Here is a 22266-nt window from a genome sequence, read left to right as displayed (position 1 = left end):
GCGCGCCGAGGGCTTCCCCGCCCGCTGCCCCCACCCTCTTCACCTCCTGACAGCCTCCGCTGCACGCCCGGCCCGGCAGGGCCCGGCCGGGCTTCAGCGAATCTTCCAGCGAGTGGTCAGCGGGGACGGTCATCGTCGACTGTACGGAGCCCTCCTGCCTTCCTCCCACCCCGATATCCAGGGAGTTCATCCCATGTCAGCCACACCGTCCACGCTCCACCGGCTCGGCGCCTTCGCCGCGGCCCGGCGGCGCACCGTCCTGATCGCGGGTGCGGTCCTCTTCCTGCTCGCCGCAGCATTCGGCGCGGGGGCCCAGGCCACCCTGTCGCTGTCCCGCTTCGAAGCACCGGGCTCCGAGTCGGCCACCGCAGAACGGATCCTGCACGAGGAGTTCAAGGACGGCTCCCCGAACTACGTCCTCCTGGTCACCGCCAAGGACGGCGGGACGGTCGACGACCCCGAGGTGGTCGCCGAGGGCCGGAAGCTGACCGAGGACCTGGCCGGACGCGAGGGCGTCGACACGGTCGGCTCCTACTGGTCACGCGGCGAGAACAGCGCCCTGGTCAGCGAGGACCGCTCGCAGGCACTCGTGGTGGCCTGGCTCCAGGGGTCGGCCACCGAGGTACGGACCGAACTGGCCGCCATCACCCCTGATTTCACCCAGGACACCGAGCTCCTCACCGTGCGCCCCGGCGGCCAGGACGAGGTCTTCCGGCAGGTCGGCGAGGAGACCCGGAGGGACTTCCTCCGCGCGGAGGCCGTCGTCATCCCCGCCGTGCTCCTGCTGCTCCTGTGGGTCTACCGCCGCTGGTCCGCCGCAGGGCTGACGCTCGGCATCGGCTTCTTCTCGGTGCTGGCCACGCTCGCCCTGCTCCGCGGTGTCACCGCGTTCACCGAGGTCTCCACCTTCGCCGCCAACCTGGCACTCGTCCTCGGCCTGGGACTCGGCCTGGACTACAGCCTGTTCATCATCTCCCGCTTCCGTGAGGAGATGGCCGCCACTGCGGGCGGTACCGACGCGGACCGGCACGCGGCGGTCGTCCGTACCGTCGCCAGCGCCGGTCGCACCGTCCTGTTCAGTGGCTTCACGGTCGCCGCCTCGCTGGCGGCGCTGTTCCTCTTCCCCTTCCCGTTCCTCCAGTCCTTCGCGTGGGCCGGGATCGCGGTGGTCGGGTCCGCGGCGTTCGGCGCGGTCGTCCTGCTGCCCGCCGCACTGGCCGCCGTCGGCCGGCGCACCCTGCGGCCAGGCCGGACCGAGCCCGCCGTGGAGACCGGCCGCTGGTACCGAGGCACCCTGAAGGTCATGCGCAGGCCGCTCCTCTACGGCCTTCCCGTACTGATCGCCCTGCTCGCCATGGGCGCTCCCTTCCTCGGCGCACAGTTCGGCCTGCCCGACGAGCGCGTGCTTCCCGCGAGCGCCTCCAGCCGCATCGTGCAGGAGGAGATCCGTACCGGCTTCGCAGCCGAGGAGACCGACGCGCTGCAGATCGTCACCACCGGCGAGGCGGCGGCGAACACACCCGTCTCGGACTACGCGGAGCGGCTGTCGCAGCTTCCCGGCGTCTTCCAGGTGGACACCGGGAGCGGCACGTACCGCGACGGCGACCGGGCGGGCGCGACGTCCGACCCCGGCCGCTTCGAGGCCGGTGAGCACACCCGTCTGACGGTCGTCCCCGACCAGGAGGCGCTGGCCGGCGACATGGCGCAGTTCGTCGAGCGGGTACGCGCGGTGGACGCCCCGTACACCGAGGTGCGGGTGGGCGGATTCCCCGCCGCGATGACGGACTTCCGCGGGGAGCTCCTCGACCGCCTGCCGTTCGTCGTCGCCCTGATCCTGCTGGTCACCTTCGTCATCCTCTTCCTGATGACGGGCAGCCTGCTCATTCCGCTGAAGGCCACGATCGCCAACATCCTCAGCCTCAGCGTGATGTTCGGCGTGCTCGTCTGGGTCTTCCAGGACGGCAACCTCTCCGGTCTCCTCGGCTTCACCGCGAGCGGCCGCATGGAGCCGAGCATCCCCATCCTGATGTTCTGCATCGCCTACGGGCTGTCCATGGACTACGAGGTATTCATCATGGCCAGGATCAAGGAGGCGTACGACCGGACCGGGGACAACACGAGCGCGGTCGCCGAAGGCATCCAGCGCAGCGCCCCGCTCGTCACGTCGGCCGCCGCGATCCTCGCCCTCACCTTCGCGACCTACAGCACCGGCGGCGTGGTCTTCCTGAAGCAGTTGGGCATCGGCATGGCGCTGGCCGTCCTGGTCGACGCCCTGCTGATCCGTACCCTCCTCGTCCCTGCCTTCATGGGGCTGGCGGGGAAGGCCAACTGGTGGGCACCGGCCCCGCTGCGCCGTCTGCACGCCCGGTACGGAATCAGTGAAGCGCCCGCCGTCCAGACGCCCCGCCAGGACCGGATCGAGGCGAAGTAGATGCTCGCGCCCCTGGTGAACCTGCTCATCGTCGTGGCCTCGGTGCTGATCCACCGCTGGCTGTGGGTCAGGCTGGTGCGCGACACCACCCCGCCGGGCGGTACCGCCCGGCGGGTGGGCAACGTCGCGATCGTCGCCTCGGCGGCGCTCGCGGCCGCCCCGCGCATCCTCGTCCCGGCGCTCGGCCCGGACACGGGACGGGCGCTGGCCTGGGCGGGGTACGTCTGGCTGGGTGTGCTGCTGTACCTGATGCTGGCTCTGCTGGTGATGGAGATTCCGCGTGCGGTCCTCGGGATCCGGGCGATCGCACGGCGACGGAACGGCACGGCGCCCACGCCGGCGGTTCCGGAGCCCGCGAGGGTTGTGGCGGCGACCGTCCCCCGCGACGCGGAGGAAGCCCTTCCGGGCGCCGGTTCGACACCCGGAGGGGCGGGCGGCGCCCGGGACACCGGGCCGGCGCGTCCGGACCGGCGTCTGTTCCTGAGCCGCGCGGCCGCACTCACCGCGGGCGGGATCGCCGTCACCACCACCGGGTTCGGCATGCGGACGGCGCTCGGCGACCCGGTGGTCAAGCGGGTGCCCATCCGTATCGCCGGGCTGGCACAGCCGCTCTCCGGGCTGCGGATCGCGGTCGTCAGCGACCTGCACCTCGGTCCGCTGCTGGGACGCGCCCACACCGAGCGCATCGTCCGGATGATCAACGGGCTGGAGGCCGACGTCGTGACGGTCGTCGGCGACCTGGCGGACGGAACACCCTCCGAACTGGCTCCTGCCGCCCGCCCGTTGCGTCATCTGGAATCGACACACGGCGCGTTCTTCGTGACGGGCAACCACGAGTACATGTTCGACGGCGCCGAGGCATGGGTCGATGAGCTGCACGACCTCGGGGTCACCACGCTCCTCAACGAGCGGAGGGAGATCCGCCACCACGGCGCCGTGCTCGACCTGGCCGGGGTCGAGGACCTGTCCGCCGCCGAGCACGGGCGCGGGCCGGACTACGAACGGGCGCTCGGCGGGCGGGACACCAATCGCCCGGTCATCCTCATGGCACACCAGCCGGTGATGATCGAGGAGGCCGCCCGGCACGGGGTCGACCTCCAGCTGTCGGGTCACACCCACGGCGGGCAGATGTTCCCGCTCACGGAACTGACCAAGCTCGCCAACCCCGTCGTCTCCGGCCTCGGGAAGGTCGACAACACCCAGCTGTACGTCACCAACGGCGCCGGATTCTTCGGCCCGCCGGTACGGGTCGGTACCGAGCCGGAGATCACGGTGATCGAACTGCGCGCCTGACGGCGGTACAGGGGAGGAGACCGTCCGGGCGCGGGTCGGTGTGTGCCGCCGTGCCGACGTGATGAGCGCGGCCGGGATCGAGGCGGCGCTCATGGAGGCCGAGGGATACGCGGCCGAGGCCGCGGCGGAAGTACGGCAGCCGTCGGCAGGGCAGCCGTTCCCGCCGGCTCCGAAGCGGGTGCTGTAGCCGGTGAAGGTGCCGACCTCCAGCACATCCGTGGTGCCAGCCGTCGCGATCAGAAATGCGAGAAGCCGCCCTTGCTCAGGCATTGCCTGCATGGCCTCCCCACCGGGCAGCTCCGCAGGCGCCTGGCGGAGATCACGCAGAATCTCGTCTTCCCGGAGCGAGGAATCCCCGACGTTCTTCAGACGCTCCGGGCCGATCGCCGTCTGATTCGCTGTGGAGAAAGCCCGCAGACGCCCGCCCATGGACATCCAAGAGCACATTGCGGTGCTGCGGCGACCGGACAAGTGTTGTTCGTTCCCGGACAACTGCCCGTGCGCGGAGGGGCATCGGGCCGTTCGGCGGAGCTCCAGGGTGGAGACGGGCGCGTCCACCGTTCTGTTGTCCCCGGTCCGCGGGACCGGCGGTCGGCCCTCCGACACGAGGAGATCCATGACCAAGAGGGGGCTGCGCGCCGCGCGCCCGACCATGACGGGCCGGGACCCGGACGAGCCGCACCGGGCAGCGACCTCGCTGGAGCTCCTCTTCGACCTGTGCTTCGTCATCGCCGTGGCGCAGGCGTCCCACGGTCTGGGCGAGGCGGTGGCCGAAGGGCACCACACCACGGGTGTGCTGCGCTACGCGGTGGTGTTCTTCACCATCTGGTGGGCGTGGATGAACTTCACCTGGCTGGCCTCCGCCTACGACCCGGACAACGTGCCGTACCGGCTGGCGGTACTGTTCCAGATCGCGGGATCCCTCGTGCTCGCGGCCGGTGTCTCGCGGGCCTTCGCGGAGGGTGACCTCCTCCTGATCACCCTGGGGTACCTCCTGCTGCGCACCACGCTGACGGCGCTGTGGCTGCGCGTGGCGCGGTCGGACGCGGAACGCCGACGGACCGCACTGCGTTTCGCTCTCGGTGTGACGGTCTGCCAGGCCGGCTGGGTGGGTCTGCTGTTCCTGCCCGAAAGGGTGTGGCCGGTGGGTGTGATCGTGATGATCGTGGCGGAGACGGCTGTGCCGACGTGGGCGCAGTCCGCGGGGGTGACGCCCTGGCATCCCGGCCACATCGCCGAGCGCTACGGGCTGTTCCTGCTGATCGTGCTCGGCGAATCGGTCGTGGCGGCCACGACCGCCATACGGGAGGCGTTCGGCCAGGAGCACGACTCCGGGGCGCTCTACTCGCTGGCGGCAGGAGGGCTGCTGACGGTGTTCGGCATGTGGTGGCTGTACTTCGCGCGCCCGGCGCGCAATCTGCTCGCGACGACGCACCGGGTCAACCGCCGCAGGTTCACCTGGGCGTACGGCCACTATCTGGTCTTCGCCGCGGCGGCGGCAGAGGGGGCCGGACTGGCCGCGTACGCGCAACTGCTCACCGGGCACGGCCCGGCGCCCGCTCCGGCCGCCGGCGCCGCGGTCACCGTGCCGCTGGCCGTCTTCCTGGTGACGGTGTGGGCCGTGCACGTGCGACCTCACCGCCGGGGTTCGGTGGGCGAGTTGGGGTTCCCGGCGGTGGCAGCGGTGCTTCCGGCCGCCGCGTTCCTGCCGCAGCCGGCGCTCGCGGCGGGGCTGCTGTCGGCAGCGCTCGTCGTCGTGATCGAGGTGACGGACAGAGCGGGAGCCGGATCGCCGGCGGCTCGATGAGGTGACCCTCCGGCCGCCTGGCCGGACACCCGGCCGCGGGGGCGAGGTCCAGGACCTCGCGCGTCGCGGCCGGATGGCGGCTCCGGCGCCTCAGCCGGTCGCCCTCACGGCCTCGGCGATCAGGTCGACCACCGTCTTCGGCTGGGAGAGTGCGACGGCGTGCGAAGCGTTGTCGCACTCCACCGCCGTCGCCCCGGCGCGCAGGGCGCCGAAGCGCTGCACTTCGGGGTGGAGCCCGCGGTCTGCGCCGGCTATCAGTGCCCAGGAGGGCCTGGTCCGCCACGCCGCGGCGGCGGCCCGCTCGGTGAAGGCGCCGACGGCCAGCGGACGCTGGGCCACGGCGAGCACCCGGGCGGCGGCCTCGGGCACATCTGCCGCGAACACCTGCGGGAAGGCGTCGGCCGTGATGGTGACCTCGACGGCGGGATCGCCGCCCTCGACCGGGTAGGTGGACTGCTGGAGGTTGTCGACCAGCGGGGTCGCGGGGAAGCGGCCCTGGAGTTCGCCGAGGCTCTCGCCCTCCTCCAGGACGTACGCCGCTACGTAGACCAGTGCGACGACGTTCTCGGCGACGCCGGCGACGGTGATCAGCGCGCCGCCGTAGGAGTGGCCGACCAGGACGACGGGACCGTCGATCCGCTCGACGAAAGAAGCGAGGTAGGCGGCGTCGGAGGCCAGTCCGCGCAGCGGATTGGCCGGGGCCGCGACGGGGATGCCGCGCTGCTGGAGTTCGGCGATGACACCGGACCAGCTCGCGGCGTCGGCGAACGCGCCGTGCACGAGGACGACCGTGGGTGTGCTGCTCATGGGTGGATCTCCTAGCGTCGGACGTCACGCCGGGCGTTCCGGCGGGGCGGGGGCGAAGGGGCGCGGAGCACCGGTGCCACGTCCGCACGCTAAATCCGTGGAGGCCCGGCGCGTTGCCCGTCAGTGAACCCGTACTGCTCCCCCGGCGCACGGAACGCCCCGGACGCGGTTGCTCCCGCCAGTGCACTGTGGGGACGGCGCCAGTGCACGCGCAGGAAAAGCACCGGGGCCCGCCCGGCCTAACGTCGGCCGGGCCGACAGACGCTGTGCCGTCGGCAGCTACCCCCGGTTCCGAGGAGCAGTACCGCGCACGTGGCCTCGGACTCCAGTCGTCCCGTTCCCGAAAGGGGTTGCGCAAAGTGTCGCCCATGCCCGTCGGCGGGTACGTCCCCCGAGCAACCGGTACCGCCGACCTCATCGTCCGCAATGCGGCCATCCACACCGGCGACCCTCGACGCCCGCAGGCGGAGGCGCTCGCCGTCAGGGACGGCGTGATCACGGTCGTCGGTGACGACAAGGACGTGGCCTCGCACATCGGCCCGCGGACCAGAGTCGTCGATGCCCTCGGCCGCCGGATGGTCCCCGGCCTCAACGACGCGCATCTGCACGTGATCCGAGGCGGCCTGAACTACGTACTGGAGCTGCGCTGGGACGGTGTGCGCTCACTGCGGCAGGGGCTCGCCATGCTGCGCGAACAGGCCGCGCGGACACCGAAGGGGCAGTGGGTGCGCGTGGTCGGCGGATGGTCGGCCGAGCAGTTCGCCGAGCGTCGGCTGCCGACCGTGGCCGAGCTGAACGCCGCGGCCCCGGACACTCCGGTGTTCGTACTGCACCTCTACCAATCGGCCGTGCTCAACCGGGCCGCCCTGAAGGCCGCCGGCTTCGGCAGGGACACACCCGCCCCCCGAGGCGGCCAGATCGTGCGCGGCCGGGACGGAGAGCCGACGGGCATGTTGCTGGCCGCGCCCAGCGCGCTCATCCTGTACTCGACGCTCGCCAAGGCACCGGTGCTTCAGGGCGAGGACCGCAAGACCTCGACCCGGCACTTCCTGCGTGAACTCAACCGGTTCGGGCTCACCTCCGCGATCGACGCCGCGGGCGGGTTCCAGAACTTCCCCGACAACTACTCCACCGTCGTCGAACTCGCCGCCGAGGGCGGGTTGTCGCTGCGGATCGCCTACCACCTCTTCCCGCAGACCGCGGGTCAGGAGCTGGAGGATCTGCGGCGCTGGACCGAGATGACCCGCCCCGGGGACGGGGACGCCTGGCTGCGGCTCAACGGCGCGGGCGAGAACCTCACCTGGGCGGCGGCCGACTTCGAGAACTTCGCCCAGCCCCGCCCCGAGCTCACCGGTTACGAGGCCGAGTTCGAGAAGGCGGTGCGACTGCTCATGGAGCACGGCTGGGGCTTCAGGCTCCACGCGACGTACGACGAGACCATCAGCCGCGACCTCGCGGTGTTCGAGAAGCTCGCCGTCGAAGGAGTGTTCCCGGCCGGAAACCGCTGGCTGTTCGACCACGCCGAGACCGTCTCGCCGGACAGCCTGGACCGGATCGCCGCCCTGGGCGGCGCTGTGTCCGTGCAGAACCGGCTGTCCTTCCAGGGCGAGGCGTTCCTGCGCCGCTACGGCCCCGGCGCGGCCGCGGACGCCCCGCCGCTGCGCGAGATGCTCCGGCGCGGACTGACCGTGGCCGCGGGCACGGACGCCACCCGGGTCTCCACGTACAACCCGTGGGTGGCCCTGCACTGGCTGGTCAGCGGTCGCACCCTGGGCGGTCTCGCCCTGCGTCCGCCGTCGAACCGCGTGGACCGGACCACAGCACTGGAGATGTTCACGCGCGCGGGCGCCGCGCTCACCGGCGAGGAGGACGTCAAGGGCGTGCTGCGCCCCGGCTGTTACGCGGATCTCGCGGTGCTGTCGGAGGACTACTTCGCGGTCGCCGAGCCGGACATCGAGCACATCGAGTCGCTGCTGACGGTCACCGGCGGCCGGATCGTGTACGCCGCCGCCGAGTACGAGGGCCTGGACGAGGAGCTACCCGCGATCAGCCCCGGCTGGAGCCCCGTGGCGCACTACGGCGGCTACCAGTCCGGCAGGCCGGCCCAGGTACCCGGTGTGCGGCAGGCGCAGCTGATCGGCGAAGCCGTCTCGGAGTCCGAGCAGCACCGGCTGTGGCGCACGGGCCGCGGGCTCACCCCGCACCCGGCGGGCGCGTTCTTCGACCCCTGCTTCGCCCTCTGAGCCCGGCCGGGTCACCAGCCGCTCCTCGCTGGGAAACCCCCCACAAGCCCCCGTCCACCGGACGGTGTCACCGCGGCCCGGACAGCGGTCCGCACCGGATCAACCAACGGAAAGGCTGACCCTCATGGTCGACATCACCCAGGTCACCGCGGCTCCCGGCCCGGACCTGCTGACCCCCGGCAACTGTGCGGTGCTCCTGGTGGACCACCAGCCCCAGATGTTCTTCGCCACGGGCAGCGGTGACCGCACCGCGATCATCAACGCGACGGTGGGCCTCGCCAAGGCCGCCCGGGTCTTCGGTGTGCCGACCGTGTTGAGCACGGTGGCCGCCGAGTCCTTCTCCGGCCCGCTCCTGCCGCAGCTCGCCTCGATCGACCCGACCAACAGGATCGTCGACCGCACCTCGATGAACGCCTGGGAGGACGAGGCCTTCGTCGAGGCGGTCAAGGCGACCGGCCGCACCAAGCTGGTCATCGCCGGTCTGTGGACCGAGGTCTGCGTGGTCGGGCCCGTCCTCTCGGCGCTCTCCCAGGGCTACGAGGTCTATGTCGTCGCCGACGCGTCGGGCGGTGTCAGCCCGGAGGCCCACGAGCACGCGCTGCAGCGGATGCTGGCCGCCGGTGCCGTGCCGGTCACCTGGGTGCAGGTGCTGCTGGAGCTCCAGCGCGACTGGGCGCGGGCGGAGACGTACAAGGCCGTGACGGAGTTGGTCAAGGAGCACGGCGGTGCCTACGGCATCGGCATCGTCTACGCTCAGGCCGTCATCGGCGAGCACGCCGTTGGCTGACGCGCCGGTTCGAGCAACCCCTTGCAACCCCGAGCAACTGCGAGTCAGGAACGGCGGAAGAACGATGGACGCTGGACTGCTGCTCCTCCGGCTGGCGGTGGGGCTGCTCATCGCCGGCCACGGGGTGCAGAAAGTGAGTCACCTGCTGGGCGGCGACGGATTGGCGGGCGGTACGGAGGAGTTCCGCCGCGACGGGTTCCGAGGCGGCCGGCTGACCGCCGTCGCCGCGGGAGGCAGCCAGATCGGCGCCGGCCTGTCCCTGTCCGCCGGGCTGCTCACCCCGCTGGCGGCGATGGCCGCCATGGGCGTGATGACGGTCGCGGGCACCGTCAAATGGTCCAAGGGCCTGTGGGTACAGCACGACGGATACGAGTACCCCCTGGTCCTCGTCGTCGTATCGGCCTCGCTGGCCCTGACCGGGCCGGGCCGCTGGTCCGTGGACCACGTGGTGGGTGTGACGCCCTGGCCGGTGTGGATCGCCGTTGTCGCGATCGCGGTGGGGCCGCTGAGCGGACTGCTCACCCGCGCCGCGCTGCACCGCTCGTCGGCCACTGCGGAAGGTGTCCGCCATGCGCGCCCTGCTGACTGACGCCTACCGGACGCTGGTCCCGCCTCGGGAGGACCGCCACGGGCCGCTGCCTCCGCTGATGCTGACCCTGACCCTGGTCACGGGGCTGGTGGACGCGGTGAGCTATCTGGCGCTGGGGAAGGTGTTCGTGGCGAACATGACCGGCAACGTGGTCTTCCTCGGCTTCGCCCTCACCGGTGCCGACGGACTGTCCGCGCTCGCGTCGGTGGTGTCACTGGCGGCGTTCCTGACGGGGGCGCTCGCCGGAGGCCGCCTGGGCACGCGGTTCGCCGAGAACCGCGGGCGGCTGCTGGCCGTGGCCACCGCGGTCCAAGCGGCCCTGATCGCCGTCACCGTGGTCGTCGCCGCGAGCACGGGCGGCGAGGTCACCACCACGGTCCGGTACACCCTGATCGTGTTCCTGGGCGTGGCGATGGGCGCCCAGAACGCGGTCGCCCGGCGCCTCGGCGTCCCGGACCTCACCACGACCGTGCTGACGCTGACGCTGACCGGGCTCGCCGCCGACTCCACCGCCGCCGGTGGCAAGGCGCCCCGTCCCGGGCGCCGGATCATGTCCGTGCTGGCCATGTTCCTCGGCGCCCTGGTGGGAGCCGCCCTCATCGAGTACGACCTGTTCGTCCTGCTGTTGGGGCTGGTCCTGCTGCTCGTCGCCGTCACGTCAGTGGCCGCGTACCGGCTGTCGGCCGGTGGCACCGCGTGGACGCGTCCGCCCTCCTGACCCGCCTCTCCGGCACGGACGGGGGGGGGGGGGGGGGGGGGGGGGGGGCGCGCGCCCCCGGCGGCGCCGCGCGGGGGGGGGGGGGGGGGGCCCCCCCCCCCCCCCCCCCCCCCCCCCCGTCCGCGTATCGGCATCCGTTGGCGGGGTTCAGCCGCCCGCCCCCTCCGCGCCCCGGCCGGAGGTCTCCCGCCACTCACGGGGCGACATCCCGTACGCGGCCCGGAACACCCGGCTGAAGTGGGGAGCGCTGACGAATCCCCAGCGGCCCGCCACGGCGGCGATCGTCCGTTGCGATCCGCCGCGCCGCAGCAGTTCGCGGCGGCACTCCTCCAGACGGCGGCGCTGGATCCAGCGGCCGACGGTCAGGCCCTGCTCCCGGAACAACTTGTGCAGGTAGCGGAGGGAGATGTAGTTGGCATCGGCGATCATCTCGGGCGAGAGGTCGGCGTCGGTCAGATGCAGCTCGATGTGGTCGAGAATCCGGGACATCAGCGACAGTTCGGCGCCGCAGGAATGCGGCGCCGCGCCGTGAAGCTGCTCGGCGGCGGCCGTGGCCAGCAGGTTCACTCCGTCGCGTACGAGTGCCTCGCTGACGGCGGGCTCGGAGTGGGCCGCGGAGTCGGCGAGGCAGGAGAGGAAGGGCGACAGCAGGGCGCCGAGGCGCGAGCCACGGGCCACGGGCGACCGGTTGAGCCCGTGCAGGACCGATTCCGACAGCCCGAGCGAGGTGAGCGGCACGAGGAACACCTTGGCGTGGAACACCTCGGGGAAGTCGAGCGACGTCGGCTGGTGTGCGTCGTAGAAGCAGATGTCGCCGGGGGCGAGGACGATCTCCGCGGGGAGTTGCAGGCACGGCGCGACGCCGCCGTACACGCCGGCGAAGAGGTACTCACCGCTGTCCCGCGCGACGAGCCGTACCGGGCGCCTGGCGAGGTGCGCAGCTATGTCCCCGACAGGTCGGGCGGTGCGCGGCAGGGCGTTCGGTGCGGCTTCGGAGATGACCACGTGCAGGCCCGGGGGCACGCGGCGCGTCCCCTCCGGCCGGAACGGGGCCGGCTCGTCGGACCGGAGAGCGGTGGTGGGGTGCATCGGCTGCCGTCGCCTCCGGGACCTGTCGGAACTGGGATCTGGAGCGGGACACCTTGTGGCCTACGGGTTCGCCCCCGGTGCGAGCGCGCCGGGCAGTTCCGTCGGGGTCTGGCCCACTCCGCCTGGAGCGTAGACAGACGGGTGTGCAAGAAAAGTGACGCCGAACGTCACCGGTCGGCGCCGTGCGCCTCGGCCAGCTCGGCGGCGAACGACCGCAGCAGCGGGTGGAGGGTGTAGTGGGCGGGCTCCTCCTCGGTCAGGAGGTGGACGCTGCTGAGCGCGCCCAGACGGGCGCGGACCTCGATGAGGGGCAGTCCTGTGAGCGCCGCTGCCGAAGCCGGCGTGATCCGGGGTCCGGGGTGTCGGGACAGCAGCCGGAAGAGCCCTGCGTGCTCGGTCGGCAGCGGCTGGTAGGAGCACTGGAACGCGGTGCGGACGCCGGCCGGGAACGCGTCGAGGCCACCGCCTGCCCGGAGTTCCCCGGCGAGCGCGGCGAGCGGGAAGTGGGGACGGGCCACAGCGCGGGCGGCGAGGGTGGCCAGCGCCAGCGGAAGGTTTCCGCAGCGGGCCACGATCTCGCGGACCGCCGCGGGTTCGGCGGCCACGCGCGCCGGTCCGATCCGCCGCGCCAGTACGTGCTCCGCCTCTCGGGCGGGCGGGACATGCAGCCGCAGCCGGCGGGCGCCGCAGGACACCAGGGCCGACAGGGCGTGTCTGCTGGTGACCAGGACGAGGCAGCCCGGCGTGGCGGGCAGCAGTCGACGTACCTGATCGGATCCTGCGGCGTCGTCGAGGACGACGAGTGCGCGGCGTCCGGCCATCAGCTTCCGGCAGAGATCGACCAGCGCGTCCTCGGTGTCCGGCAGCCCGCCGGCGGGAACGCCGAGCGACACGAGCATGCCCCGCAGGGCCTCTGGAGGATCGAGCGGGTGGCGGACCGGGTCGAATCCCCCGAGTTCGACGTAGAGCTGCCCGTCCGGGAAGCGGGCGGCGGCCTGGTGGGCCCAGTGGACGGCGAGGGTGCTCTTGCCCACTCCCGGAAGTCCGCCGATGACGACGGCCGCCGCGACGCCGGCCGCGCCTTCGGCGTCGGCGGCAGCGGCGTCAAGGGCGGCGAGTTCCGCCGCACGGCCGGTGAACACGGCCAGGTCGGGCGGCGTTTGGGCGGGAACGGGGTAGGTCGTCACGGAGGGGCGCGTCCGCCGCACCTGCCGGCGCAGCACACGGGTGTGGGCCGCGCTCAGCTCCGCCCCGGGCACGGCGCCCAGTTCGGCGGCGAGCCGGCGGCGCACGGTCTCGTAGGCGGCGAGCGCCTCACTCTGCGCGCCGACCGCGGCAAGGCTGAGGACCAGCCGGGCGTGCAGCGACTCGTTCAGGGGGGCGAGGACGACAACCTTCCTCAGACTCGGCAGGATCTGCGCACTGGCGCCGTGGCGCAGAGCGAGATCGGCCGCGGTGGCCGTGGCGCGGGCGAGTTCGCGTTCCACCACCGTGAACCGGGGGTGGGCGCGGACCACTTCGCGTAGATCTTGGGCGACCGGCCCGCGCCACTGGCTGAGTCCGTCGGCGAACTCCCGCACCGCGGAGTCGAGCCGTCCGGCGGCGGCGAGCCGGGTGCCCCGTCGGACCAGTTCCCGGAACCGCAGCAGATCGACCTCGGCGCTCTGGGCGTCCAGCAGGTAGCCGCCGCCGCGCCGCAGCACGCGCCGACCGGGGGTGCGCGGCGGAAGTTCCGGCTCCAGCTGCCGGCGCAGGGAGCCGACGTACCGGCGTACTGCGTTGGCCGCGCTCGCCGGGGGCCAGCCGGACCACAGCGCGTCGACGATCTCCCCGAACGGTACGGGGCGGCCGACCCGCACCAGGAGCAGCGCGAGCAGGGCGCGCTGCTGGGGGAACCCGAGGTCGAGTTCACTTTCCCCGCACCATACGCGCAAGGGTCCCAGCACCTCGAACCGCACCACCGTCGCCATCCCCGTCCCGGTCCGGGCGGGCCTGACCCGCCCCTTGTCCGAAAGGGTAGGGCGCGGTCGCGGGAACGGGCGGGGCGTGCGCCGACGGGTCAGGACCTGTACGCAGGCAGGCAAGGCCCTGAGCCACGGCGTACCCGCCTGATGCCGGAACGGGCACCGTCGCGAGGGTCCACGTGCCCTGGCGGAGAGCCGGGTTACGGACGGTGCCGGACGTGACACCTGCCCGTGACGCGACCAGGGCAAGGGGTCGCCGGGCCCGTTGCCGTACCGGGGTGAACCGGTCAGGCGGTGCTGCCTCTGGCGGTCAGGTTGCCGTCGGCTCGTTCGCACCGCTGTGCGTCCAGCCGCGCGCTGACCTGCTCGGCCAAGGGGTGCCCCAATTCGGTGAAGAGGGTGAGCGCCTCCCCCCAGGAGTCGCGGGCCGCCTCGATGCCGCCGGTCGCGAGATGGGTGTCGCCCATGCGGTTCAAGGTCTCGGCCTCCAGGTACGGAACACCGAGTTCACGGTAGAGGAGCAGTGCGTTCCGGTAGCCGACGATGGCTTGTGGATGGCGCCCCAGGTGGTGGTGGGCATAGGCGATGCTGTCCCAGGTGGCGGCCTCTCCGTAGCGGTCCCCGAGTTCCTGGAGCGTGGTCAGCGCCCGGTAGCAGTGGCGGAGTGCCTCGCGGTACTCCCCGAGCTGGGCGTGGTACCAGCCGACGGAGTTCAGGACGGAAGCCTGACCCGGCCGGTGCCCGGCGGCGGTGAACAGGTCGAGCGCCTGTCGGTTGTGGCGCAGCGCGCCGGCGGTATCGCCCTGCTGGTCGCTCTCCCAGCCGAGGCTGCGGTGGGTGTGGGCCCGGCCGATGTCGTCCTTCAGTTCGACGGTCAGGTCCAGGGCAGCAGCCAGACGCGGCCGGGACTGCTCGTGCAAACCGACCCGGCCCTCGGCGCGAGCGAGTCCGCGCAGAGCGCGGGCGGTGGTCCGCGGGTCGTCCAGGCGCCGCGCCAGGTCGAGCGCGGTGCGGTGGGCGGCCAGCCCGTCGTGCCAGTGGCCCCGGCGGTCGAAGAACGGCTCCAGGGACCAGATCAACCCGCATGCCAGCCGGTCGTGGCCGGACGCGGCGGCTGCGGCGACGACGGCGAGCAGCACGGCGTATTCGGCGGTGAGCCAGGCCAGCGCGCCCCGGTCGTCGGACACCGCCCCGGCGGCCGTCGCGCTCGGGGGGTCGGGTACGGGGTCCGCGGCGGGCGCCAGCAGTGCACGGGCTGCGTGAGCCGTGGCCTCGTAGTACCGGTACAGCCGGTGTGCGGCCTCCCGGCGTTCGGTCTCGGCGTGCCGGGTGCGCAGGAGTTCGGTCGCGTGGGCACGGAGCAGGTCGTGGAATGCGTAGCGTCCGGGCGCGTGCTCGGTAACCAGATGGGCGCCGACCAGTTCAGCGAGCAGCAGTCTGCTCCGCCGCACCGGGATGCCGGCGAGAACGGCTGCTGCGGGCGCGGTGAGGTCCGGTCCCGGGTGGAGTGCGAGGAGCCGGAAGAGGCGGGCTGAGTCGGCGCACAGGGCACCGGAGGACCACGAGAAGACGGTGCTGACGTCGACGGAGACGTCGGGCATGGTGAAGGCGTCGAGACTGCCGTGTGCTTCGCGTAGTTCGGTGGCGACGACGGACAGCGGGAAGTGGGGGCGGGCCGCGGCGCGGGCGGCGAGGCAGGCCAGCGCGAGCGGCAGACCCGCACAGCGCTGGGTGATCTCGCTCACCGCGCGGGGTTCGGCGGTGACGCGGTCGGCACCGAGGCGATGGGCGAGCAGTTCCCGCGACTCCTCGCCGTCGAAGGGGCGCAGCGTCAGCGTGTGGGCGCCGTGCGCGGCCACGAGCCCGGACAGTTCGTTGCGGCTGGTGACGAGGGCGAGGCAGCCGGAGGTGCCGGGCAGCAGCGGGCGTACGTGCTCCGTGTCGCGGGCGTTGTCCAGCACGACGAGGACGCGCCGACCGGCAAGGACACTGCGGTAGAGCCCGGCCTGGGCGTCCGGGCAACGCGGGATGTGTTCGGGCGGTACGCCGAGTGCGTCCAGGAAGCCGCGGACGGCGTCCACCGACTGCACGGTCGCCCCGGAAGGGTCGTATCCACGCAGGTTCGCGTAGAGCTGCCCGTCGGGGAAGCGGTCGGCTATCCGGTGGGCCAGGTGCACGGCGAAGGTGCTCTTGCCGACGCCCGCCATGCCGCTGATCGCTGCGATCGTGACCGTGCTGGGTGTGCCGGGGCCGTCGGGGAACAGGGCGAGCGCTCGGTCCAGCTCGGTCCGCCGCCCGGTGAACGTGGGCAGGTCGTGGGGCAGTTGGGCGGGGGTCGGCAGCGCCTGCACATGTGGCCTCGACGGGGCCGCGGTGGGAGAGGCGTCGATGAGCACGGTCCGGTGCACGTCGAGGAGTTCGGGTCCGGGGTCGATCCCCAGCTCGGTGGCGAGCCGCTCGCGGACCGCCTCGTACGTGCTCAGCGCCTCCGTACGTCGGCCGGTGGCCGCCAGCGCGAGCATCAGCCGGGCCTGGACCGGCTCGTCCAGCGGGTGGTCCGCCGCGGCGTTGCGCAGTTCCGCAAGGACGGCGCCGGGCCGGCCGGCTGCGACTGCCGCGTCCGCGGCTTCGCGTACAGCCAGGAGGTGTTCGTGGTCCAGAGTGTCCACTGGCAGTAGCGCCCGGGTCTCGGGTGCGAGTCCGTCGGCGACCGGTCCGCGCCACAGGCCAAGGGCCTCGGTGAAGAGGTCCAGTGCCCGCGCGGGTGCGTTCTCGGCGACCGCCTGCCGGGCCTCCTCGCTCAGTTGCCGGAACGCCAGCAGGTCCAGCGACTCCGCGTCCGTTACCAACCGGTAGCCGCCGGAAGCCCGGACCAGCCAGCGACCGGCGGCACGGACCGGGAGGCCGGGCTCCAGCAGCCGGCGCAGCGAGCCGACGTGGCGGCGGATCACGTTGACGGCGCTGTGCGGCGGCTGTTCCCCCCAGAGTACGGCGACGAGGTCGCTCATTGCGACGGGCTGTCCCGCCCGGATCAGCAGCAGGGCCAGCAACGCCCGCTCCTGGGGGCGTCCGAGATTCAGTTCGGCTCCCGCCCGCCAGGCCCGGACCGACCCGAGGACTGCAAACCTCACCGGTTCCACCCGCTCAGACTCCTCTTGGGACGCCCCTGTCAGGACGCTCAACCGTACCGTCGTCCCTGTCGTGACTCAGTATTGCCCACCGCGACCGCCGGAACGGGCGCCCGCCGTCGAGGAGCCCTTCAGCGCGCGCTGCCGTAGCAGTGGGAGCCCTCTGGGATTCTCCTGGGAATTCCGGCCAGTCGAGTGACAGACGGCACCGAAGGCGGGAGCCTCCATTCCTCTATCGGTTTTTCCATACACGGAAGGCCAAAAAAGCCGCACGGAGGAAGGGGCTTGACCCCGAATCCTGGACACGGTTATGCGGCTGGTGTCAGCGTAGTTGATGTTGCTCGGGGCGCTGTTTCGTAGGCGATGGGGCTGCGGTGTCCGAGGGGAGAGTGACGGCGTCGGGGGGTTGCAACGGTGCAGCCGGCGGAACGCGTCGAGGCGGGCCACGCGCTCGCTGGGCCAGTGCTTTGGGCCCAGGAGCGTCTGCGCGTCCCCGCTTGACCCGAGACAGCGGACCAGAAGGGTCCCGCGAGAGACTGAGGAGATCTCGTGGGCCCTTTGCGGCCACGAAGTGACCCGAATTCGGAGGAACCTGTATGAGTGATGGAATCGCCTGGATGGGCGCACACAGCACCACGGACACTTCAGTGCCTTTACCCGGCATGCTCGGAGGGATATCGCTGACCTGTGCCCGTGGCGTCGACGGGGACGAGTTCCTCATCGCGCTGGGCGCCGACCTCGACGAGCTCGCCCTCCGCACGCCCTGCAAGGACCTCGTCGTGCCGGGGCGGCGCCCGGACGGCCTGTCGCCTGATGTGAATCGCGCGATGTACGGGACGTGCGGCGAGTGGGTGTACGTGCTGGAGGACTGGGGCATGGCGACGTGGGCCACCGGCTACCGATCGGTGCGGTCGATGTGGCCCGCACCCGGCGAAGAGATCGTCTGCCTGACGATGAACCCGTGGAGCCCGCCGCGGCGGATTATCCATGTGCCGGGTGACGAGCGCGCCCGGGAGGCCGAGTTCGGGCAGGACACCGGGGAGGACTCGGCCCTGGACGCGGCGCTCCATGAGGCTGGCGCGGTGTTCCCGTCCATCGGAGAGGTGGAGGAGGCCGCCGTGGTGGCGTACTACGAGGAGCACGGGCCCCGGCTGCCCGTAGCGGTGTTCACAGCCGTCGGTAACTACTGCGGCCTGTCCGTCGATCAGGAAGCCGTTCAGGCCGGTGATCTACCCGGGGTCCTGATCCCCATGGTCTGACCGCCGACAACGGCGCTGGCCAGGACCGCCCAGGCGGCGGTCAGCAGGACCGAGGTGGGGGGTGTGACGCCGTCCGCGTCGGCCGACGGGTCGGGCAGAGCGTCCAACCGAACAGCCGTGTCCGGCAGTTCGCGCTGCTGACACGAGGGCCGCTTGATCAGGCAGACGGTGGCAGACTGGCGGCACATCGAAGCTCCGGTGATCAGGCGACTTGGTAGGTCCCCTTGATCATCGGAGCTTCGTTGCGCGTGGAGGACTCAAGGCCTACGAAGAAGCCCTCGGGGTCCCGGGAGAGCGCCGCTTCTTGAGGGCTTTCGGCCTTGACGTTTTCGAGCGATGCCGGGCTGGTTCAGGAAGCGGCGCGCCTGCCCTCGTTTCCGGTAAAACACCTGGTGATAATTCGGGCGTGCATGTTTTTTCGTCAGTTTCCTCTTGGAACAGGTCAGTTCACGGGGAACCGGTCGCCAGGGGCGGGTGTCGGGTCGTAGCGTCTTGTGCTGCCACAGATCCTGGGAACACGGGGCTTATCGGGGGATTGCGGCGGCGCTGGGGGGACTTGAACTGCAGCACCGCCGACGGGACCGGGCTGAGAACCAAATCCGGGCTGCGCGGACCGCTGGTCTGTGCAGCCTGTCCCTGCACGACATCGCCTGGAATCAGATCCGTCTCGAGATCGCCCATTTCTCGAATCCTCTGTCTGGCCGCGAAACTTCGAGCGGTCACCATGACCAATTCAGGCACCAGCAACTTCCTCTTCGTGGAGATCACACAATGAAGCATGACCGGAACAGACTCGCGCCGACGCTCTCCGTCGCCCTCCTGGCCGTGATTGCCGCAACTCTCCCAGCATCCGCCGAGGAGACCCCGAAGCCGCTCACTGACCCGACCCGGGCGGCCGCGCTGGCACAGCAGCTCGGCAATGACCGGACCGGTGGCGTGTACTACAAGGACGGACGTTTAGTAGTCACTGTCACTGACCAAGCGGCCGCGCAGACCATCCGCGACGCGGGCGGGGTCCCGAAACTGGTGGCCCGCAGTGCAACTGAGCTTTCGTCCGTTCACCACAAGCTTGACCGATTGGGGAACATCCCCAATACGGCGTGGGGTATCGAGGCCCAGGCCAACCAGGTGGGCGTCACGATCTTCGACGGGGTGCCCGCCGCCAGTCAGGCCAGGATCAAAAAGGTTGCGGCGGCTCATCCGGGTGCGATACGCATCGACCGGATCAGGAGCAAGCTGAGGTTCAAGGCCACCGACCTCCGTGGCGCCGAAAAGATAGAATCCGGCCGCTGGTATTGCTCTGCTGGATTCAACACCAAGAACTCGTCGGGGGCGATCTATATGCTCACTGCCGGTCACTGTGAGGAGCGTACCGGCAACATTTGGTACGTCGCCTACAACAGGGACAGAATCGGAACCCAGACCGCATACAACTTCGGAACGGGCACTGAAGGCTTTTGTGACGGTGTCACTCGCGCTTGCGACTGGGCCACCGTGAGGGCAAACGGCCCCAGTATCAACCCACTTGGGATGGTCCGATACGGCAGTGGCGATTACCGTCAGATTGATAACTCCCGCTATCCGATGGAACGAGAAGAAATCGACAGAGTCGGAGCCTTCAGTAAGGATACGACGGGCCACATCACCAGGAACAACACGACCGTCAACATAGGTGGGAAGACTCTATACGGCATGTTCGAATCGTCCGTCTGTGCTCTGAGCGGCGACAGCGGTGGGCCTGCACTCAACGGAAGGACGGCTCTGGGCCTCCTCTCCGGAGGAACCGACGAGACGGTGTGTAACTCCTCCTCCAGCGGCACCTACCGGAACTACTTTACGATGGTGCAGACAGTGCTGAATCAACGTGGCCTTCACGTCTACTGACAGCTCCCCCTTCCAGTTGCCGCAATCGGTGGAACCTGGCCTGGACCAGCCCCGTCACAAGTACTGGACAGCCCCCACACCATTCGTCCAGGAGGTGTCATATGCGCATCAGAGGCTCACGCCCCGCCGGCCTGTTAGCTGGGGTTGCCTTGTCCGCCGTCGGCCTGGGGGTCGGCTCGGGTTGCGGCAGCCAGCAGGAGGCCGGCGGCGGCACGGAGGTACAGGCACAGCGGGCCCGCCAGGTCGCCGCAGCCTGGGACGGATCAGCTGCGGCTGCCGAATGGCGTGTCGGCTTCCACCCCATGGGCGACGTGATCCAACTGCCGCAGGGCGGCCTGCGGAGCAAGGCTGAGCAACTTGCCTTCCAGGGCCACAGCTTCGTCCTAGAAGGCAAGTTGCCCGCCACCTGGCCGAAGGAAGGCCGGGTGAACTGGACCGGAAATGGATCGCTCACACGGCCTCTGGTGGGGGCGGACGAGTCGTACAAGGCCCTCGCCGTCGCTCGCGTCGGCGGCAAGCCACACCTCATTGTGACCGGGGCGAAGCTGGGTGAGATGATCGTGGCCACCAGCCGCGGACCGGCGGTGGTCCCAGCCTGGCTGTTCAACCTGAAGGGCTACAGCTCTCCCCTCAAGCAGGCCGCCGTCATCCCCTCGAAACTCCCTCAGCCTCCGATCAGGCAGGCCCTCGACGTCCCCGGACATCCGCTCGAGCAACTGGTCCGGATGTCCGGGGACGGGCGATCGGTCATCGTGGCCGCCCTACACGGTGTCTGTGACGACGGCCCCGTGGTGCATGCGCTGGAAACACAAGGCAGCGTGGTGCTGTCGCCCTCCGTCAAGAACCGGAAGGACGGTGGCAACTGCACCAAGCAGGGGAAACTGCAGCAGGTGACGGTGAAGCTGGACCGACCCGTGGGCAACCGTGTTCTACTCGATGGACACACCGGCCGCCCAGTTCCCTACAAGCCACCCCACGGGCCCTCGCCGAGCTGGAGCTGAGCCGCGCGCCTTGACACAGCTCCGCTGTGCACTGCCTTTACCCACACGCTGGTCGACTCCAGCGGTCCACCGGTCGCCTGAGTCGACCAGCACATCTCACCCCCCCCGTTATGTTCTTCGCGGTCCTGCAAGAGGGCCGCCGGCCTCCGGGCCCGGTATGACTGTGTCCCCTCTGTCGAAGGGTTGACCTGGGGGGTGTCGCCGGGCCCGGGAGGTGCCGTCGGAGACGCTGATAAGAGGTCCGGCAACCATCCTGCCCGGCGCAACGCCGGGCAGCTCGCGGACGACAGGTCTGCATAACGTGGGTGCGCGTGTACGACACCGATACCAAGGCCGGTCGCACCAGAGGAGTTGACAGCACAATGTTCGACACCGGCGACGTGGGCGTGTTCCCCGGCCCGGACGTCGGTAGAACCGCTCATCACGGTCACGGCTGACCCCGGCCGGCAAGAAGGTCTTCGACAAGCCCCTGCCCAACAGCGAACCCAGACTGCGGGCCGTGTTCGACAAGCTGACCGCGACGTTCGGAACGGTCCTGCTGATCGTGGACCAGCCCGCCTCGATCGGTGCCCTGCAGCTGACCGTCGCGAGGGACGCGGGCCGCGAGGTCGCCTACCTGCCCGGACTGGCGATGCGCAGGATCGCCGATCTCTGCCCGGGCGAGGCGAAGACCGACGCGAAGGACGTCGCGGTGATCGCGGACGCCCCCGCACCCTGCACTCGCTGGAACTGACCGACGCGGTCACCGCCGAACTGACTCAAGATCCCGGGTCTACGGTGTCCAGGATCCGGGGGGCATGGCCCGACCTCCCTGGCCGTCCGGAGCGGGCCGGGCAGCAGCGAGCTCCGTGTCGGCGGTTGGTGAGGCAGGTGGCGGCGAGCAGGACGGCTCCGGCCGTGAGGAAGAGCCAGGCCCACGGGGTGCCCGCGCCTGCGGCGACCTGTGCGCCCCCGCAGTGCAGGCCGATCAGGGATAGTCCGGCGCCGAGCAGTGCGGTCACGGTGCCCAGCACGGTGAGGGTGGCCGCGAGTATTCGGCCCGCGATCCGGCGGGCCAGGACGGGCGGCCGGTCGGGGAGGGTGGGCGCGGTGCTCATCACGTGCTTCCTGGGGGCGGTCCTGCGCGGGCGGCGTCAGCAGCAGTGGCCGCGGGATTCCCCCGGCCGGGTACGTCGTCGTGCCGGGCTTCGGCCGTGGGCTGCCTGGTGGTCCAGGAGCGCGGGCGGTGGCCCAGTGTCAGGGCGGTCACGGCGACAACAGCAATCA

At 71.1% G+C, this 22266-nt stretch carries 16 protein-coding genes and 2 pseudogenes; 12 read left to right on the top strand and 6 right to left on the bottom strand.

All coding sequences use genetic code 11. The annotated features are described in order from the left end of the window. Positions 1–193: 193 nt before the first annotated feature. Genes ACFYT4_RS26815 through ACFYT4_RS26805 form a run of 3 tightly spaced genes read left to right on the top strand, consistent with a single transcriptional unit; the run spans position 194 to position 3911 of the window. Positions 194–2431 carry an MMPL family transporter gene (locus ACFYT4_RS26815; RefSeq protein ID WP_389274134.1) on the top strand — a complete coding sequence of 746 codons (2238 nt, stop codon included), beginning with the start codon at positions 194–196 and terminating at the stop codon, positions 2429–2431. Next, complete coding sequence (locus tag ACFYT4_RS26810; protein WP_389274131.1) at positions 2432–3724, top strand: metallophosphoesterase; 1293 nt, start codon at positions 2432–2434, stop codon at positions 3722–3724. It begins immediately after the preceding gene. A 58-nt stretch (positions 3725–3782) separates the two neighbouring features. Continuing rightward, complete coding sequence (locus tag ACFYT4_RS26805; RefSeq protein WP_389274128.1) at positions 3783–3911, top strand: hypothetical protein; 129 nt, start codon at positions 3783–3785, stop codon at positions 3909–3911. Positions 3912–3922: 11 nt separating this feature from the next. Here ACFYT4_RS26805 and ACFYT4_RS26800 read toward each other — a convergent pair. Then, positions 3923–4153: pseudogene (locus ACFYT4_RS26800) on the bottom strand (hypothetical protein); the annotation flags it as partial. Between the two features lie 187 nt (positions 4154–4340). On the opposite strand from ACFYT4_RS26800, the gene ACFYT4_RS26795 reads away from it, so the two are divergent. Then, positions 4341–5531, top strand: coding sequence for a low temperature requirement protein A (locus tag ACFYT4_RS26795; protein WP_389274125.1), 1191 nt, complete (start codon positions 4341–4343; stop codon positions 5529–5531). A 90-nt stretch (positions 5532–5621) separates the two neighbouring features. Here the strand turns inward: ACFYT4_RS26795 and ACFYT4_RS26790 are convergent, their stop codons facing one another. After that, positions 5622–6338 carry an alpha/beta fold hydrolase gene (locus tag ACFYT4_RS26790; RefSeq protein ID WP_389274122.1) on the bottom strand — a complete coding sequence of 239 codons (717 nt, stop codon included), beginning with the start codon at positions 6336–6338 and terminating at the stop codon, positions 5622–5624. 368 nt (positions 6339–6706) lie between these two features. Between ACFYT4_RS26790 and ACFYT4_RS26785 the strand changes: the two genes are divergently transcribed. From ACFYT4_RS26785 to ACFYT4_RS26770, 4 genes are all read left to right on the top strand, one after another. Beyond that, the gene (locus ACFYT4_RS26785; RefSeq protein WP_389274119.1) at positions 6707–8581 is read left to right on the top strand and encodes an amidohydrolase; all 1875 of its coding nucleotides are present in this window, start codon (positions 6707–6709) and stop codon (positions 8579–8581) included. Positions 8582–8705: 124 nt separating this feature from the next. After that, positions 8706–9368 carry a hydrolase gene (locus ACFYT4_RS26780; protein WP_389274116.1) on the top strand — a complete coding sequence of 221 codons (663 nt, stop codon included), beginning with the start codon at positions 8706–8708 and terminating at the stop codon, positions 9366–9368. A gap of 64 nt (positions 9369–9432) precedes the next feature. Then, positions 9433–9957 carry a DoxX family protein gene (locus ACFYT4_RS26775; protein WP_389274113.1) on the top strand — a complete coding sequence of 175 codons (525 nt, stop codon included), beginning with the start codon at positions 9433–9435 and terminating at the stop codon, positions 9955–9957. Continuing rightward, positions 9938–10675: a YoaK family protein gene (locus tag ACFYT4_RS26770; RefSeq protein ID WP_389274110.1), complete on the top strand. Its 738-nt coding sequence runs from the start codon at positions 9938–9940 to the stop codon at positions 10673–10675. Before ACFYT4_RS26775 ends, ACFYT4_RS26770 begins: the two co-directional genes overlap by 20 nt. Before the next feature lie 147 nt (positions 10676–10822). On the opposite strand, the gene ACFYT4_RS26765 is transcribed toward ACFYT4_RS26770, so the two are convergent. The 3 genes from ACFYT4_RS26765 to ACFYT4_RS26755 all read right to left on the bottom strand — a co-directional run bounded on the left by ACFYT4_RS26765 (position 10823) and on the right by ACFYT4_RS26755 (position 16859). Continuing rightward, entirely contained in the window at positions 10823–11698 is an 876-nt protein-coding gene (locus tag ACFYT4_RS26765; protein ID WP_389274107.1) for a helix-turn-helix domain-containing protein, read from the bottom strand. A gap of 233 nt (positions 11699–11931) precedes the next feature. After that, a complete protein-coding gene (locus ACFYT4_RS26760; protein ID WP_389274104.1) occupies positions 11932–13734 on the bottom strand; it encodes a BTAD domain-containing putative transcriptional regulator in 1803 nt (600 codons plus the stop codon). A gap of 281 nt (positions 13735–14015) precedes the next feature. After that, positions 14016–16859, bottom strand: coding sequence for a BTAD domain-containing putative transcriptional regulator (locus ACFYT4_RS26755; RefSeq protein WP_389274101.1), 2844 nt, complete (start codon positions 16857–16859; stop codon positions 14016–14018). Positions 16860–17452: 593 nt separating this feature from the next. Between ACFYT4_RS26755 and ACFYT4_RS26750 the strand changes: the two genes are divergently transcribed. The 4 genes and pseudogenes from ACFYT4_RS26750 to ACFYT4_RS26735 all read left to right on the top strand — a co-directional run. Beyond that, positions 17453–18115 carry a hypothetical protein gene (locus ACFYT4_RS26750; RefSeq protein WP_389274098.1) on the top strand — a complete coding sequence of 221 codons (663 nt, stop codon included), beginning with the start codon at positions 17453–17455 and terminating at the stop codon, positions 18113–18115. A gap of 771 nt (positions 18116–18886) precedes the next feature. After that, entirely contained in the window at positions 18887–19999 is a 1113-nt protein-coding gene (locus ACFYT4_RS26745) for a S1 family peptidase (RefSeq protein WP_389274095.1), read from the top strand. Between the two features lie 101 nt (positions 20000–20100). Then, a complete protein-coding gene (locus tag ACFYT4_RS26740; protein WP_389274093.1) occupies positions 20101–21000 on the top strand; it encodes a hypothetical protein in 900 nt (299 codons plus the stop codon). Between the two features lie 362 nt (positions 21001–21362). Continuing rightward, positions 21363–21795, top strand: a pseudogene (locus ACFYT4_RS26735) (IS110 family transposase); the annotation flags it as partial. Here ACFYT4_RS26735 and ACFYT4_RS26730 read toward each other — a convergent pair. Beyond that, the gene (locus ACFYT4_RS26730; protein ID WP_389274089.1) at positions 21759–22097 is read right to left on the bottom strand and encodes a hypothetical protein; all 339 of its coding nucleotides are present in this window, start codon (positions 22095–22097) and stop codon (positions 21759–21761) included. The pseudogene ACFYT4_RS26735 and the gene ACFYT4_RS26730 sit on opposite strands and share 37 nt — an antisense overlap. Between the last annotated feature and the right edge of the window lie 169 nt (positions 22098–22266).

The organism is Streptomyces sp. NPDC004609, assembly GCF_042873655.1.
In the GTDB taxonomy this organism is placed as follows: domain Bacteria; phylum Actinomycetota; class Actinomycetes; order Streptomycetales; family Streptomycetaceae; genus Streptomyces.
This window is presented reverse-complemented; position numbering and strand designations above follow the sequence as displayed.